The following is a 13,622-nucleotide window of genomic DNA, read 5'->3' on the forward strand; positions in this document are numbered from 1 at the left end:
AACGTGTACGTACGAATTCGCTGTCTGGATCACTTGGCTCTGAAATTACGCCACGGCCCGCGCGATTGCGCAATGCTGCCATAGCGAATGCAGTGCATGGGCGAGATGATCGATGTCTGCATCGCTATGATAGGGTGAAGGCGTGATGCGCAGCCGCTCGGTGCCCTTGGCGACCGTCGGATAGTTGATCGGCTGGACGTAGATCCCCCAGTCCCGCATCAGGATATCCGAGATCATGCGGCATTTCACCGGATCGCCGATCATCACCGGGATGATATGGCTCTCATTGCGCATGTGCGGAATGCCAAGCTGATCCAGCCGGGCGCGGAGCCGCGCGACTTGGCGGCGCTGCCGGTCGCGCTCGATCTGCGAGGTCTTAAGGTGGCGGATCGAGGCGGTCGCCGCGGCCGCCACCGCCGGGGGAAGGGCAGTGGTGAAGATGAAGCCCGAGGCAAAGCTGCGGATGAAGTCGCAGAGGTTCGCCGAACCGGTGATGTATCCGCCGACGACGCCATAGGCCTTGCCAAGCGTCCCTTCTATCAGGTCGATCTGATCGGCTAGGCCCTCGCGTTCCGTCACACCGCCGCCGCGCGGGCCGTACATGCCGACCGCGTGGACTTCGTCGATATAGGTCATCGCGCCATGCGCCTTCGACACCTCGACGATCTCTCGGATCGGGGCGATATCGCCGTCCATCGAATAAACGGATTCGAAGGCCACGATCTTGGGCCGGTCGCCAATAGCGGCAAGCTTGCGGTCGAGGTCGCGCCAGTCGTTATGCGCCCAGATCACTTTGTCAGCGCGGGAATGGCGCACGCCCTCGATCATCGAAGCGTGGTTGCCGGCGTCCGAGAGGATCACGACATTCGGAATGCGGCTGCCAAGCGTCGACAGCGCTGCCCAGTTCGACACATAGCCCGAGGTGAAGAGAAGCGCCGCTTCCTTGCCGTGAAGATCGGCCAACTCGGCCTCGAGCAGGAGGTGCTTGTGGTTGTTGCCCGAAATGTTCCGGGTTCCGCCTGCACCGGTGCCGTTGGCCTGCACGCAATCGACCATCGCCTTGATGACCTCCGGATGCTGACCCATCCCGAGATAGTCGTTCGAGCACCAGACGGTGATTTCCGACACATCCCCGTCCTTGTGGTTGTCGGCCCGGGGGAAGGCACCACATTTGCGCTCCAACTCGGCGAAGGTGCGATAATTGCCCTCGGATTTGAGGGTGTCGAGCTGGCTGCGGAATAGCTGGTCAAAGTCCATTGGCGTCCTCGATCGTGTCTTTTTCCGGTTTCGCGGCGGGCATCATCCAGCGCCACAGTTTCTCGTCCGGCAGCGGAAGCACCATGAACCAGTGCTCCAGCAGGGCCAGTAGGCAGAGGCAGGTCAGCAGGGCATAGCCCACCGACATGCCGGGGTGTTCGACGTTGATGGCGCGCTCCAGAAGCAGGGCCGACAGCACGGTCAGGGCCGAGACGGAGAGCGGAAAGAAAGCGGTGATCCGCCCCACGCGGAAGTGGCTGGGCAGATGCGACAGGGCGCGCGGCAGGAACTGCGTATTGATCCTGGGCACCCCGAGAAAAAGGTTCAGCTTGGCCGATACGCGCGCCACGAAAAGAAGCGCGAAGGTCCCAAAGGCGAAGGGGTTCGCGGCGTGAAGAGACACGAGGCCAAGGGTCACCAGCGTTATGATCAGCGCCAGTTCGTGCCAGGCGACCGTGCCCACTGCCCGGCGAAACCGGTCGTGGCCGGAAACGAAGGGTGGACATGGTTCACGGTTCGGGCCGGTAATGATGCCGGAAAGGAAGGCAAGCTCGATCCAGCCCCAAAGCGCGAGCGCCGCCAGGAAAGCGGTGTAGATCCCCCCGGCCGACAGATCCGGCAACGACGCCTTGGCGGCCGCCACACCCACGGCCAGCAAGGGAAGGCCGATAATGACCGAGTTGAAGTGATCGAGCGGCGTGCCGTTGTCGGCCACCCGCACCCGCCACAGGATGACCCCGGTGGAGAACCACCAGAGAAACAGGGTCAGTCCTGCGGCAAGCCACGGGCTTTCGCTCATAAGCGGCCCCCTATCGGAGGCCGCCCGAGGGCGCGCTTATGCGGTATGGCGATCAATAGACCGGCTCCAGCCGCACGCTTTTCGGCGGTTCATGCTTCAGCACCGGGATGGTGTAGAGCGACACGAACGCCGCAAGTGCCTTGGTTGCGCTCAACTTGTGGCTGATCCAGCCGCCGATCCCGCCACGATGCTGTGCCGCGTCCATCGCGACGAAGGCGTCGCGCATCCGGCGGAGGCCGGGCAGCCAACGGGGGTGGTCGATGTCCAGCTCGATCGGGAAGACCTGGCGCGAGATCGTCGAGGTTTTGCGGAACACCTCCTGGTCGTACCACTCGATGTCCACGCCAAGCGCCTTGTGGAACTCGGGCCGGGCGTGGTCGCGGACGAACATCGTCGAATAGACGGCGGTCAGGAAGAAGCGGATCCACAGCTTGTTGACGAAGGAATTCGTCAGCTTCGGATCGGTCCGCATCAGCAGGGCAAAGGCCTCGCCGTGGCTGAACTCGTCGTTGCACCACTCCTTGAACCACTTGAAGATCGGGTGGAAGCGATGCTCGGGATGCGCCTCGAGATGGCGGAAGATCGTGATGTAGCGCGCGTAGCCGATCTTCTCGGACAGATAGGTGGCGTAGTAGATGAACTTCGGGCGGAAGTAGGTGTACTTCTTCGCCTTGGTCAGGAAACCGAGATTCACCGCCACGCCCGCCTCGCGCAGGGCGTCGTTGATGAAACCGGCGTGACGTGCCTCGTCCCGGCTCATGTAGCTGAAAAGCTCGCAGATGTCCGGGTTCGTACCGCGCCGCTTCATTTCCTTGTAGAGAACACAGCCCGAGAACTCTGCGGTGCAGGAGGAGACTAGGAAATCGATGAACTCGCGCCGCAGCGCCGGGTCCATGCCGGCCCAGTCGATCTGGTCCCATTCAGCGTTCTTCTTGAAGTGGCCCTTGTTGGGGTCCGACTTCATCTGCGCGAGCAGCTTGTCCCATTCTGGCCGTACCGAAGAGACGTCGATCTTGTCCATCTCATCGAAATCGGTCGTGTAGAAGCGCGGGTTGAGCAGCGTCGTCTCGGTCGCCATCGCCGTGGTGTCGGTGGCCGGCGTCGAGGTGTCGATGTCGTCCAGGTGCATGTCCTTGGCAGGGGCGTTCATAGCGTCACCTCTTCCGAGAAGGAGAACTCACACAGCTCCATGAATCCAAAATCGCCGGTGGCGCGGGTCCAAAGGCGCTCGACGAGGCTGGCGCGGGTGATGGTGGCCTTGCGGTCCTCGACAATCACCTCGCCATAGGCGGCAAGGATCGGGGCGCCGTGGACCAGCACTTCGTCGCCCGGATGGACGACGGCGCCATTGTTGAAGCGGACATGCGCATGAAGGCTTTCGAAGCGGTGACTCACCTCGACCGTGCAGGGCACGTCCTCGGCGTATTTGGTAAAGATTCCCATGATTTGGTTCCCATTTTGGTCTTTTTTGCTTCGTTTCAGTTCAGCGACATGAGCCGTTCGAACGCGGCCCTATTGTCCGAGCCGAAGGCGCCGAGTTCGGCGCTCCAGCCCGTCTTGTCGTCAATGACCGCAAGACGGCCATTGGCGTATTCAACGATGCGGACCGGCAGGGCGGGATCGACCCCCGCGGTCTGCCGGGCTCTCTCGAGTCCGTTCTGGACGACGGTGATGAAGCCGCCATGCGGCAGGTCCATGAGCGTCGTTCCGTCCGGTGCAAGCACCTTGACCGATTGCGCGCCGCCGCCCTGCAGGATCACACTGCGCTCTGCCGTGATCGTGGCCGATTTCGGCACGCCCACATGCTCGCGCCCGGTCACGACCGAGAAGGTCACGATTGCCAGGCTGACAAGCACGAGTGCCAGCATGGCCCGAAGCAGGGGCTTCGGGATCATGTCCTTGTCGCTGGAGGGGCGGGTCCGCACCTGGGTCGACATTGGTTCTCTCCTATTCCGCCGCCACTGCCATGCCGGGTTGGCCATGGCGGATCACGGGCAGGTTCAGTCGGGTTTCGGCAGCCTGGGCGAGCAGGCTCGCCACGCGCTCGGCGTCAGGGATGCAGCGCAGCGACGGCTGGGTCCGGGCGAAGTGCCAAGGGCGGACATGCGGCCAGCAGACCAGGTACGAAATCCGCGTATCGCCAAGCGTCTCAAGCGCGATCGTGCCAGTGCCATTGCGCTTGAGGTCAAGATGCGCGGCGCCGATCTGGGTGAAGGGCAGGTTGAGCGTGACGGTCAGCGCGGCCCCGATCCGCATCGCCACCCGCGACGTGGTGATGGTGTAAACCGTGGTCCGGGCAGCGACCCAGGCCATCCCGTAGAGGATTGCCGAGGCAATCAGCCCGAGCAAGAGGTAAGGCAGGATGACTGCGACGACCGACCCGGGCGAGCCATCCGAGATGACAGCAGCCCGCCAGGCCGCGAGCAGGACGAAATAGCCGGCGACCCAGGTGATTTTGTAGGCATCGCGAGCCAGCGCAAAGCTGTCCGGGCGCCCCTGCCAGAGCACGTCCTCGCCATGCGGCGGCCGTTCCGGAAGGCCCGGAACCGGCTCGACCGCAAAGTCGTCGTGGCTGGTCATGGCTTCCACCCAAGCGGTCCGCCCTGGCGCTTGTCGGCGGCATAAAGCGTGCCCCCGGCGTAGTAGCCGCTGATCTTGTCTTCCTCGAGCAGGGTCACCTCGGTCAGCGACTTGGTCCCCGGGATGCCGTCGAAGAGGTCCGATGACAGGGCGTTGATCCGCACCCGGTCCTTCCAGATCTGCACCATCGGCATCGGCGCCAGACGGCGCTGGCCGGAATTGAGATCGATCTCGAGATAGCGGACCAGTTGTTCCGGCACGTCGACCCAGAGATCCGACACACGGCCGACCACTTCGTTGTCGCCCGCCTGAACCGGCAGACCACGCGGATCGCGCCCGGCGGAAACGACAAAGCTTCCGGCCTGCGACATCGGCTTCAGCTTGTTATGGCCGTGGCCGTCCAACTCCGGCACGTCGCGGCGCGGCGCCCATGAGGCCGGACCGACACCATCGGCCATCGGGTTCCCAAGCGGCACATGGGGGTAACCTTCGGATGCCGCCGTACGCGCGAGCGCAACCTCGCGCGCCTCGCGCGCACCGTTCGGCACCGTCACGCTGCCCCGGCCATGCGGCAGAAGGAAGGTTTTCGGCTTTGGCACAGGGAAGGGACCCTGGTTCGGGGCGGGCGAACCGTCCTCGAGTTCCAGAGGATAGCCTTCGCGCATGTTCTCGGTCTGAAGGTAGTAAACCAGAAGGGCGAAGAAGCCCCAGAACGACCAGATCGCGAGCGAGGCGAGGTCGAAGTCACCAAAGAAGGTCGTACCCAGCATTTAAGCGTCCTCCCGGGTCAGTTGGGAAAGTCGACCAGACCCATGCGGGCCTGATCGGACTCGTTGCGTGGAGTGAAGACAGTGACCCGCACCAGCGGCGCCAGCGCGAGCAAGGTTACGAAAAGCATCACGATCTCGATCTGGTAGACGACCGAGTAGCCAAAGGCGGGTGTCGCAAAGACGGGGCCGAAACCACCCTTCACGGCATAGGCGCCGACCGTGTCGCGCAATCCGCCGCCAAGGGCGATGGACAGGCCGGCGGCGGTGGCCTGCGCCGCGCCAAGTGCGCCAAGGACAAGGCCGCGACCGGCCCGTCCCTGTTCCGGCAAAGACATTGCGGCGGTAAGGGTCGAGACGGCGAACAGGCCGGCGCCGAGCCCGATGCCGACAGCGCCGACATAGAACATGACGGTGGAATGAAGCGGCGCGGCAAAGATCACCATCAGGAATGCGACGACGCCGACCAGCAGCCCGCGCGCCGACATGCGGAACATGTCATGGCCGTTGGTCATCCAGCGCCCCGCCAGGACGAAGCCGACCAGCGCCCCTGCGGCGTTGCAGGCGGTCAGCCAGGTGGTCGAGCCGACGGACAGGCCAAGAATTTCGGCGCCGTAGGGTTCCAGCAGCACGTCCTGCATCTGGAAAGCCATGGTCCCCAGCATCACGACCAGCAACAGGCGCCCCGCCATGCCGCCCGCCATCAGGTCGCGCCAGCCTTCGTGGAAGATCGGCCGCACTTCCGCCATTTCGTCGGCGCTCATCGGCTTGACCTTTTCCTGCTTCCAAAGCGCGATCAGGTTGAGAAGCATGGTGGCCACGCCGCAGCCCTGGACCACACGCACCAGCCGCAACTCGCTGAAATCGCGCAGCAGGAGCCCAAGGACCACCGCCGACACCGCCATCCCGAGCAGGAACATCACGTACAGAAGCGCAACCACACGGGGGCGAGTTTCCTCGGTCGCACGGTCAGACGCCAGGGCGAGGCCTGCGGTCTGTGTCATGTGCATCCCGATGCCGGTCATCAGGAAGGCAAGCGCAGCCAGCACTTCGCCCGCCCATTCGGGGCCATGCACCTGGTCGCCCGACAGCACGATCAGCGCGAAGGGCATGATCGCAAGACCGCCCATCTGCCAAAGCGATCCGAACCAGAGATAAGGAATGCGCTTCCAGCCGATCCAGCTTTTGTGGTTGTCGCTCTTGTGGCCAAGGAAGGCGCGAAACGGAGCCGATACCACAGGCAGCGCGATCATCAGGGCTACGACCGAGGCCGGAACCGACAGTTCGACGATCATCACGCGGTTCAATGTGCCCAACAACAGAACCGTCGCCATCCCGACCGAGACCTGAAACAGGCCAAGGCGAAGAAGCGCCGGCAGGGTCAGGCTGTCCGATGCAGCATCGGCAAAGGGCATCCACCGCGTGCCGAGTTGCTGGATGTGCTTCGACTTCAGGAAGATCACGGCCGGTACTCCAGGCATTCCGAGATGTAAAAACCCCGCGACACACGGTCGATCTTGGCGACCTTGCCGCTGGCAGCGCGGTGCAGGGTGGAGAAGGCATGCGGCACCATGACCGGGCTACGGTCGCGGCGCGGGAAAGCCTTGCCGAGCGTCCAGAAGGTCATGAGGAAAGGCGTGCGCGGCGCTACGGTGAAAACCACGCTCCGATCGGTGCGTTCGCCGAGGCGCGTCAGGGCAGCCGTGATATCCGTGGTCCCATAATAGATCAGGCTGTCCATCGCGATCACGTAGTCGACGCGCCCATGATCGGCGGTCATGTCGCCGCTCGCAAAGGTGACCTGCGCCCTGTGACGCTCGGGCAAGCGGGCGCGGGCGATCTCGACCAGTGCGGGCGAGATGTCGACGGCGACCACATCCGCACCGCGGGCGGCGAGTTCGGCCGTCATCTGGCCCGCGCCGCAGCCCGCGTCCAGAACCCGGGCGCCCCGCAGATCGGCGGGCAGGCGCGAGAGCATCAGCGCGCGCATCCGGTCACGACCTTCACGCACGGTCTGGCGAATGCGCGACACTGGCGCATCCGAGGTCAGCCGCTCCCACACCTTGGTGGCGGAACGGTCGAAGTATTCCTCGACCCGGTCGCGTGTGGCGGCGTAGTCGCTCATCAGTCGAACCCAAGCAATTCAAAGATCTCACGGTCGGGCAGGGGCGAGGGCGTGGAGCCTTCGCCGCCGACGCTGCGCCACAGCGTGTCGGCCAGCCGCATGTATTCGGCGCGGGCCAGAACGATGTCCTCGCTGTCGTCCATCTCGAACAGCGTCTTCTTTTTCAGCCGAGAACGGCGGATCGCATCGATGTCGGGCATGTGCGCAAGCCGGTTGAAGCCGACGCGGGCGCAGTAGCGGTCGACCTCGTCGGTCTCGCGCGAGCGGTTGGCGACGCAGCCTGCCAGCCGCACCTTATAGTTGCCCGACTTGGCCTGCACCGCCGCGATGATCCGGTTCATCGCGTAGATGCTGTCGAAGTCGTTGGCGGTCACGATCACCGCCCGGTCGGCATGCTGAAGGGGGGCTGCGAAGCCGCCGCAGACCACATCACCCAGCACGTCGAAGATCACCACGTCGGTATCTTCCAGAAGGTGATGCTGCTTCAGAAGCTTCACCGTCTGACCCACGACATAGCCGCCGCAGCCGGTTCCGGCGGGCGGACCGCCGGCCTCGACGCAGCGCACGCCGTTGAAGCCGGTGGCGACGTAGTCCTCGGGGCGGAGTTCCTCGGAGTGGAAATCGACTTCCTTCAGGATGTCGATCACCGTGGGTTGTAGCCGGCCGGTCAGGGTGAAGGTGCTGTCATGCTTCGGGTCACAGCCGATCTGCAGGACGCGCTTGCCCATCATCGAGAAGGCGGCCGAGAGGTTGGACGATGTGGTCGACTTGCCGATCCCGCCCTTGCCATAGACCGAGAACACCTTGGCACCTTCGATGCGAAGGCCCGCATCCTGGTGCACCTGAACCGAGCCCTCGCCATCGAGGCCTCGGAGGTTCGGGATTTCGTCACGCGGGCTCATTTGCTGCCCCTTTCTGTTTGAGGGGACATGGCCGATCGGGAGAGGGTGGAATGTCTGGTCATTCCGCCGCGATCCCTTCAAGCCGGTCTTCCAGTTCATCCGCCGCGCCCTGCAGGGCGGCGAGCGTTGCAGCGTCGGGCGTCCAGTAGGCGCGCTCCGAAGCCTCCAACAGGCGGTTCGCCATCCGGGCCGAGGCAGCGGGGTTCAGGCTGGCCATGCGCCGCCGCATGTCTTCGTCCAGCACGAAGGTTTCCGACAGGCGCTGATAGACCCAGGGCTCCACCGCCTCGGCCGTTGCCGACCAGCCCATGGTGTTGGTGACATGCGCCTCGATCTGGCGGACGCCTTCGGCCCCGTGTTTCAGCAGGCTTTCGTAGAATTTCGGGTTCAGCGTGCGCGAGCGGCTTTCCAGCGCGATCTGGTCGCGCAGGCTGCGGATCTTGCCGGTGCCACGGGTCTGGTCACTGATGTAGACCGGCGTCTCGGCGCCGCGCTGGCGCTTCACCGCGCGGGCGATCCCGCCGAGCGTGTCAAAGTAATGGTCGACCGAAGTCACGCCAAGTTCGATCGACTCGAGGTTCTGGTACGCCAGATCGACGCTTTTCAGCGCGACCTTCAACATCGCCGCGTTCTTGACCGCCTTGCCGTTCAGGCCGTAGGCGAAAGACTTCCGCGCCTCGTAGGCATCGGCAAGTTCGTCCTCTTGCCCGAAGGCCGAGCTGTCAACCAGCGTGTTGACGTTCGACCCGTAGGCTCCCTCGGCATTCGAGAAGACGCGGAGCGCGGCCGTCTCCATGTCCACACCCATCTCATCGGCATAGGCAAGCGCATGCGCGCGGATGAAGTTCTGGGACAGGGGCTCATCCGCCATCGCGCATTTGTAGGCGGCTTCGGCCAGCATCTTGGTCTGGAGCGGCAGCAGATCGCGGAAGATGCCAGACAGCGTCATCAGGACGTCGATGCGCGGGCGGCCCAACTCGGCGAGCGGGATCAGTTCGGCGCCGCAGAGCCGCCCGTAGCTGTCGAAGCGCGGGCGGGCCCCCATCAGCGCCAGCGCCTGACCGACAGGGCCGCCGTCGGACTTGATGTTGTCCGATCCCCAAAGGACCAGCGCGACGGTGCGCGGCAGGGTCGGGTGGGCGGCGAGCAGGCGGTCGGCCTGCGCCGCGCCGTCCCGCAGGGCGAATTCGGTCGGCATCCGGAAGGGGTCGAAGGCGTGAATGTTGCGCCCCGTCGGCAGGATCTGCGGGCTGCGGATCAGGTCGCCCCCCGGCACCGGCGCGATAAACCGGCCCGACAGGGCGCGCAGAAGGCCCGGAATCTCGGTATCCTGTGCCAGAAGCGCCTCGATCCGCGCGCGTTCGGTAGCCTCCATCGGCGGCAGGACCGACATGTATTCGGCACGCGCCGCCTCGGTCATCGGGCGTCCGACGACATGCAGGCCATCGGGGATGAGGGCATCTTCTGCTTCAAGCAGTTTCAGCCAGAGCGCCGCAGGGGGCTGGCCGCCCATATCGACGGCCGCGGCCTGCTCGGCGATCAGGAGTTCGAGTTCCGCGACTTCCGGCGAATCCGGATCGAGCTTGCGCCAGCGGATCAGGCTGTCCTTCAGTTCGTTCAACCCCTTGTAGAGCCCGGCCCTTGCCAGCGGAGGGGTCAGATGGGTCACGGTGACCGCATTGCTGCGCCGTTTCGCCAGCGTCGCCTCGGAGGGGTTGTTCGCGGCGTAGAGATAGACGTTCGGCATCTCGCCGATCAGGATGTCCGGCCAGTCGCCCGCGCCCATGCCAGACTGACGGCCCGGCATGAACTCGAGCGCGCCATGCATGCCGAAATGCAGGACCACATCGGCGCAGAAGCTGTTGCGCAGCCAGAGATAGAACTGGATGAAGGCATGGGTCGGGGCGAAGCCACGCTCGAACAGAAGGCGCATCGGGTCGCCTTCGTAGCCGAAAGTCGGCTGCAGCCCGACGAAGACATTCCCGAACTGTCGGCCGAGCACGAAGACGTTGCGGCCATCCGACTGGACCTTGCCGGGGGCCGGGCCCCATACCGCCTCGATCGCTTTCAGCGGTGGCGTGTTCCTGACGATGGTATCGGCATCGACGAAGGCCGCGACATGGGCGGGCTGGCCATACTGCGCTGAATTCCCGCCAAGGACGGCTGCGCGCAGGTCGTCGACCGTGGCCGGAACCTCGACCGTGTAGCCGCTGGCGGCCATCGCGCGCAGCGTGTTGTGCAGGCTTTCGAAGACGCTGAGATAGGCGGCTGTTCCCGCGGCGCCCGCGTTCGGCGGGAAGCCGAACAGCACGATCCCCACCTTCTTGTCGGCGTTCCGAAGCTGGCGCAGCCGGGCCAGGCGCAGGGTCTTCTCGGCCAGAACGCCGACGCGCTCCATGCAGGGCGCCATGGCGCGGTGGTCCTGTGCGCGCGGGTCGAAACCGTCGTTGCCATCCAGACCATGACGACCGGCAAAGACCGTCGGATTGGTCGCGCCGTCGATCTCGGGCAGGGCGATCAGCATGGTCGTCTCGATCGGGCCGAGGCCTTGCGGGGATTCCGCCCATTGGCTGAGGGTCTGGAACTCCAGCGGGTGGGCGGCGATGTAGGGGACATCAAGCGCCGACAGAGCTTCGACCGCGGCCGGGCTGTCATTGTAGGCCGGGCCGCCGACAAGGCTGAACCCGGTCAGCGACACCAGCGCGTCGACGGTCGTGCCCTGCGGCCCCTTGAAGAAGGCGTTCATTGCCGGCCTTCCGTCGAGGCCCCCGGCAAAGGCCGGAATGCAGGCGATGCCCTTGGCCTCGAAGGCCGCGATCACCGCGTCGTAATGGGCGGTATCCGACGCCAGCACGTAGGAGCGCAGCATCAGCAAGCCGACGGTCGCGGTCGCACCGGGCGGGCGGGGCAGGTCGGCGAGGTTCGTTGTCAGGCGGTTCTTCAGCCGCGGATGGTAGAGCCCAACCTCGGGGTAATCGACCGGCGCCTTCGCCTCGGCGCCGCGCCAGTCTTTCCGGGTCGAATAGCGCCCGATCAGGAAGCGGACCATCTGCTCGATATTGTCGTCCGAGCCGCCCAGCCAGTACTGCATCGACAGGAACCAGGCCCGCAGGTCCTGTGCCCGGCCCGGGATCCAGCGGAGGATCTTCGGCAGGCGGCGCAGCATCGACATCTGCTTTTCGCCGGAATTGGCCGAGGTCTTGGCCGAGGGCTTCAGCTTCTTCAAGAGCGCCATCGCGCCCGAGGCCGGGCGGGACATGTCGAGATCGCCCATCTTGGTCAGACGGACGATGCTGCTGTCGGCGATCAGCCCGACGAAGGCATCGCAGCGCGCACGAGCCGCGGTCAGCTCGGGCAGGATCGCCGAGATGTGCTCCTCGAGGAAGATCAGGTTGGCGATCACGATATCGGCGGTCGCCAGCGCCTCCTTGCAGCGGCAGAGCGAGGCCGGTGTCTCGGCCCATTCCGCGGCGGCGTGGATCGAGACGGTCAGGCCGGGGAAGTCCTTGGCAAGCCGTGGGGTGATGCGTGCGGCAGGGCCGGCGGCATGCTGATCCAGCGTGACCACCACGACATTGTAGCCGACCCGCGTTCCGGTCATGGGGGCATCAGCGCGCATAATGGGCCTTTGCCTCGTAGAGGGTTTCGACCGAAATCGCCGTAACGCCCTTGCCTTCGGCGTATTTCTCGGTGTTGCGGCGGGCCTTGCCGCGCACGAAGAAGGGGATCTTCTTCAGCTCGTTCTCGGCATCGGACAGCCAGACGATCTGGGCGCCCTCCGCCATCACGGAAGCGGCCTCGGGGGGCATCGAGCCCCCCTCGTCCGCAGCCGCAGGAGCGGCTTCAGCGCGCTCGGCTCTGGGTTTGTGCGGGCCGCCATGATGCGAGGCGCCGGCCTCGTCGTGGAATTCGAAATCGTCGCGGAACATGTGGAGCAGATGCTCTTCAAGACCCATCACCAGGGGATGCACCCAGGTGTCGAAGATGACATTCGCGCCTTCCCAGCCCATTTGCGGCGAGTAGCGTGCGGGGAAATCCTGGACATGGACGGGTGCCGAGATCACGGCACAAGGGATGCCCAGCCGCTTGCCGATATGCCGCTCCATCTGGGTGCCGAGGATCAGCTCGGGCTGGAGCGCGGCAATGGCGGCCTCGACCTCGAGATAGTCGTCGGTGATCAGCGCCTCGACACCGTAGTCGCGGGCCAGCGCCCGGATCGGGCGGGCCATCTCGCGATTGTAGCAGCCGAGGCCCGCCACCTCGAACCCCATCTCGTCACGGGCGATGCGAGCGGCGGCGGCAACATGGGTGCCATCGCCAAAGACGAAGACGCGTTTGCCGGTCAGGTAGGTCGAGTCGACCGACCGGGTCCACCATGGCAGGCGCAGGCGGCTTTCGTCTGTCAGGGCGGACTTGGCGGTGAGGCTCGCGACCTCGGCGAGGAAATCACGGGTGGCGCCGACGCCGATCGGCACGGTCTTGGTCCAGGGCTGCTTGAACTCGCGCTCCAGCCAGCGGGCCGCGGATTCGGCATGCTCGGGATACATCAGCACGTTGAAATGGGCCGCGCCAAGGCGCCCGATGTCCGAGGGCCGGGCCCCCATGGGCGCGACCACATTCACGCCGATCCCCATATCGGCCAGTAGCCGCGTCACTTCGGTGATGTCGTCACGGTGACGGAAGCCGAGCGCGGTCGGCCCGATCAGGTTCGCCGTGACCTCGGCGGTCCGCTCCATCGGGCGGGCGAGATGGCGGACGATCTGCAGAAAGGTCTCGTCGGTGCCGAAGGCCTCTTTCCGCTGGTAGCTCGGCAGTTCCAGCGGGATCACCGGGATGCCAAGAGCCATGGACTCGGCCAGACCCGCCGGATCGTCCTGGATCAGCTCGGCTGTGCAGGAGGCGCCGACGATCAGCGCCTCGGGGCGGAACCGCGCGACCGCCTCTTCGCAGGCGGTCTTGAAAAGGGTCGCCGTGTCGGCGCCCAGATCGCGCGCCTGGAAGGTCGTGTAGGTGACCGGCGGGCGATGATCGCGCCGTTCGATCATGGTGAACAGGAGGTCGGCGTAGGTGTCGCCCTGCGGCGCATGCAGGACATAGTGCAGACCCTTCATGCCGGTCGCGACCCTCATCGCGCCGACATGGGGTGGCCCCTCATATGTCCAGAGCGTCAGCTTCATGGCGTAAGGGTCCCG

Annotated in this window: 12 protein-coding genes; all 12 read right to left on the reverse strand. The window is 65.1% G+C overall.

The window, feature by feature from the left end; genetic code table 11:
• Positions 1-45: 45 nt before the first annotated feature.
• From hemA to bchB, 12 genes are read right to left on the reverse strand one after another with little or no spacing between them, the layout of a single operon-like run.
• The gene (gene hemA / locus L0V05_RS17905) at positions 46-1,257 is read right to left on the reverse strand and encodes a 5-aminolevulinate synthase (RefSeq protein WP_234872848.1); all 1,212 of its coding nucleotides are present in this window, start codon (positions 1,255-1,257) and stop codon (positions 46-48) included.
• Positions 1,247-2,056 carry a putative photosynthetic complex assembly protein PuhE gene (puhE, locus tag L0V05_RS17910; protein WP_234872849.1) on the reverse strand — a complete coding sequence of 270 codons (810 nt, stop codon included), beginning with the start codon at positions 2,054-2,056 and terminating at the stop codon, positions 1,247-1,249. The genes hemA and puhE overlap by 11 nt, the downstream gene beginning before the upstream one ends.
• 52 nt (positions 2,057-2,108) lie before the next feature.
• A complete protein-coding gene (gene acsF, locus L0V05_RS17915; RefSeq protein ID WP_406565984.1) occupies positions 2,109-3,206 on the reverse strand; it encodes a magnesium-protoporphyrin IX monomethyl ester (oxidative) cyclase in 1,098 nt (365 codons plus the stop codon).
• Complete coding sequence (locus tag L0V05_RS17920) at positions 3,203-3,499, reverse strand: hypothetical protein (protein WP_234872850.1); 297 nt, start codon at positions 3,497-3,499, stop codon at positions 3,203-3,205. The genes acsF and L0V05_RS17920 overlap by 4 nt, the downstream gene beginning before the upstream one ends.
• A gap of 35 nt (positions 3,500-3,534) precedes the next feature.
• Positions 3,535-3,993 (reverse strand): photosynthetic complex assembly protein PuhC, encoded by a 459-nt coding sequence (gene puhC / locus L0V05_RS17925; protein WP_234872851.1) that lies wholly within the window; start codon positions 3,991-3,993, stop codon positions 3,535-3,537.
• Between the two features lie 10 nt (positions 3,994-4,003).
• Positions 4,004-4,636, reverse strand: coding sequence for a photosynthetic complex putative assembly protein PuhB (gene puhB, locus L0V05_RS17930; protein WP_234872852.1), 633 nt, complete (start codon positions 4,634-4,636; stop codon positions 4,004-4,006).
• On the reverse strand, positions 4,633-5,406 hold the full coding sequence (gene puhA / locus L0V05_RS17935; RefSeq protein WP_234872853.1) for a photosynthetic reaction center subunit H: 774 nt from the start codon (positions 5,404-5,406) through the stop codon (positions 4,633-4,635). The genes puhB and puhA overlap by 4 nt, the downstream gene beginning before the upstream one ends.
• 17 nt (positions 5,407-5,423) lie before the next feature.
• Complete coding sequence (locus L0V05_RS17940; protein WP_234872939.1) at positions 5,424-6,863, reverse strand: PucC family protein; 1,440 nt, start codon at positions 6,861-6,863, stop codon at positions 5,424-5,426.
• Positions 6,863-7,528: a magnesium protoporphyrin IX methyltransferase gene (gene bchM, locus L0V05_RS17945; RefSeq protein ID WP_234872854.1), complete on the reverse strand. Its 666-nt coding sequence runs from the start codon at positions 7,526-7,528 to the stop codon at positions 6,863-6,865. The genes L0V05_RS17940 and bchM overlap by 1 nt, the downstream gene beginning before the upstream one ends.
• On the reverse strand, positions 7,528-8,430 hold the full coding sequence (gene bchL, locus L0V05_RS17950) for a ferredoxin:protochlorophyllide reductase (ATP-dependent) iron-sulfur ATP-binding protein (RefSeq protein WP_234872855.1): 903 nt from the start codon (positions 8,428-8,430) through the stop codon (positions 7,528-7,530). The genes bchM and bchL overlap by 1 nt, the downstream gene beginning before the upstream one ends.
• 58 nt (positions 8,431-8,488) lie before the next feature.
• A complete protein-coding gene (locus L0V05_RS17955) occupies positions 8,489-12,049 on the reverse strand; it encodes a magnesium chelatase subunit H (protein ID WP_234872856.1) in 3,561 nt (1,186 codons plus the stop codon).
• On the reverse strand, positions 12,039-13,607 hold the full coding sequence (gene bchB, locus L0V05_RS17960; RefSeq protein WP_234872857.1) for a ferredoxin:protochlorophyllide reductase (ATP-dependent) subunit B: 1,569 nt from the start codon (positions 13,605-13,607) through the stop codon (positions 12,039-12,041). Before bchB ends, L0V05_RS17955 begins: the two co-directional genes overlap by 11 nt.
• Between the last annotated feature and the right edge of the window lie 15 nt (positions 13,608-13,622).

The organism is Alitabrizicola rongguiensis, assembly GCF_021491355.1.
In the GTDB taxonomy this organism is placed as follows: domain Bacteria; phylum Pseudomonadota; class Alphaproteobacteria; order Rhodobacterales; family Rhodobacteraceae; genus Aliitabrizicola; species Aliitabrizicola rongguiensis.

Excerpts from the sequence above, each read along its gene's own strand:
- bchL (WP_234872855.1), bottom strand. The coding sequence starts at position 8,430 with ATGAGCCCGCGTGACGAAATCCCGAACCTCCGAGGCCTCGATGGCGAG.
- L0V05_RS17955 (WP_234872856.1), bottom strand. The coding sequence starts at position 12,049 with ATGCGCGCTGATGCCCCCATGACCGGAACGCGGGTCGGCTACAATGTC.
- L0V05_RS17920 (WP_234872850.1), bottom strand. The coding sequence starts at position 3,499 with ATGGGAATCTTTACCAAATACGCCGAGGACGTGCCCTGCACGGTCGAG.
- bchB (WP_234872857.1), bottom strand. The coding sequence starts at position 13,607 with ATGAAGCTGACGCTCTGGACATATGAGGGGCCACCCCATGTCGGCGCG.
- hemA (WP_234872848.1), bottom strand. The coding sequence starts at position 1,257 with ATGGACTTTGACCAGCTATTCCGCAGCCAGCTCGACACCCTCAAATCC.
- puhA (WP_234872853.1), bottom strand. The coding sequence starts at position 5,406 with ATGCTGGGTACGACCTTCTTTGGTGACTTCGACCTCGCCTCGCTCGCG.
- puhB (WP_234872852.1), bottom strand. The coding sequence starts at position 4,636 with ATGACCAGCCACGACGACTTTGCGGTCGAGCCGGTTCCGGGCCTTCCG.
- puhC (WP_234872851.1), bottom strand. The coding sequence starts at position 3,993 with ATGTCGACCCAGGTGCGGACCCGCCCCTCCAGCGACAAGGACATGATC.
- acsF (WP_406565984.1), bottom strand. The coding sequence starts at position 3,206 with ATGAACGCCCCTGCCAAGGACATGCACCTGGACGACATCGACACCTCG.
- bchM (WP_234872854.1), bottom strand. The coding sequence starts at position 7,528 with ATGAGCGACTACGCCGCCACACGCGACCGGGTCGAGGAATACTTCGAC.
- puhE (WP_234872849.1), bottom strand. The coding sequence starts at position 2,056 with ATGAGCGAAAGCCCGTGGCTTGCCGCAGGACTGACCCTGTTTCTCTGG.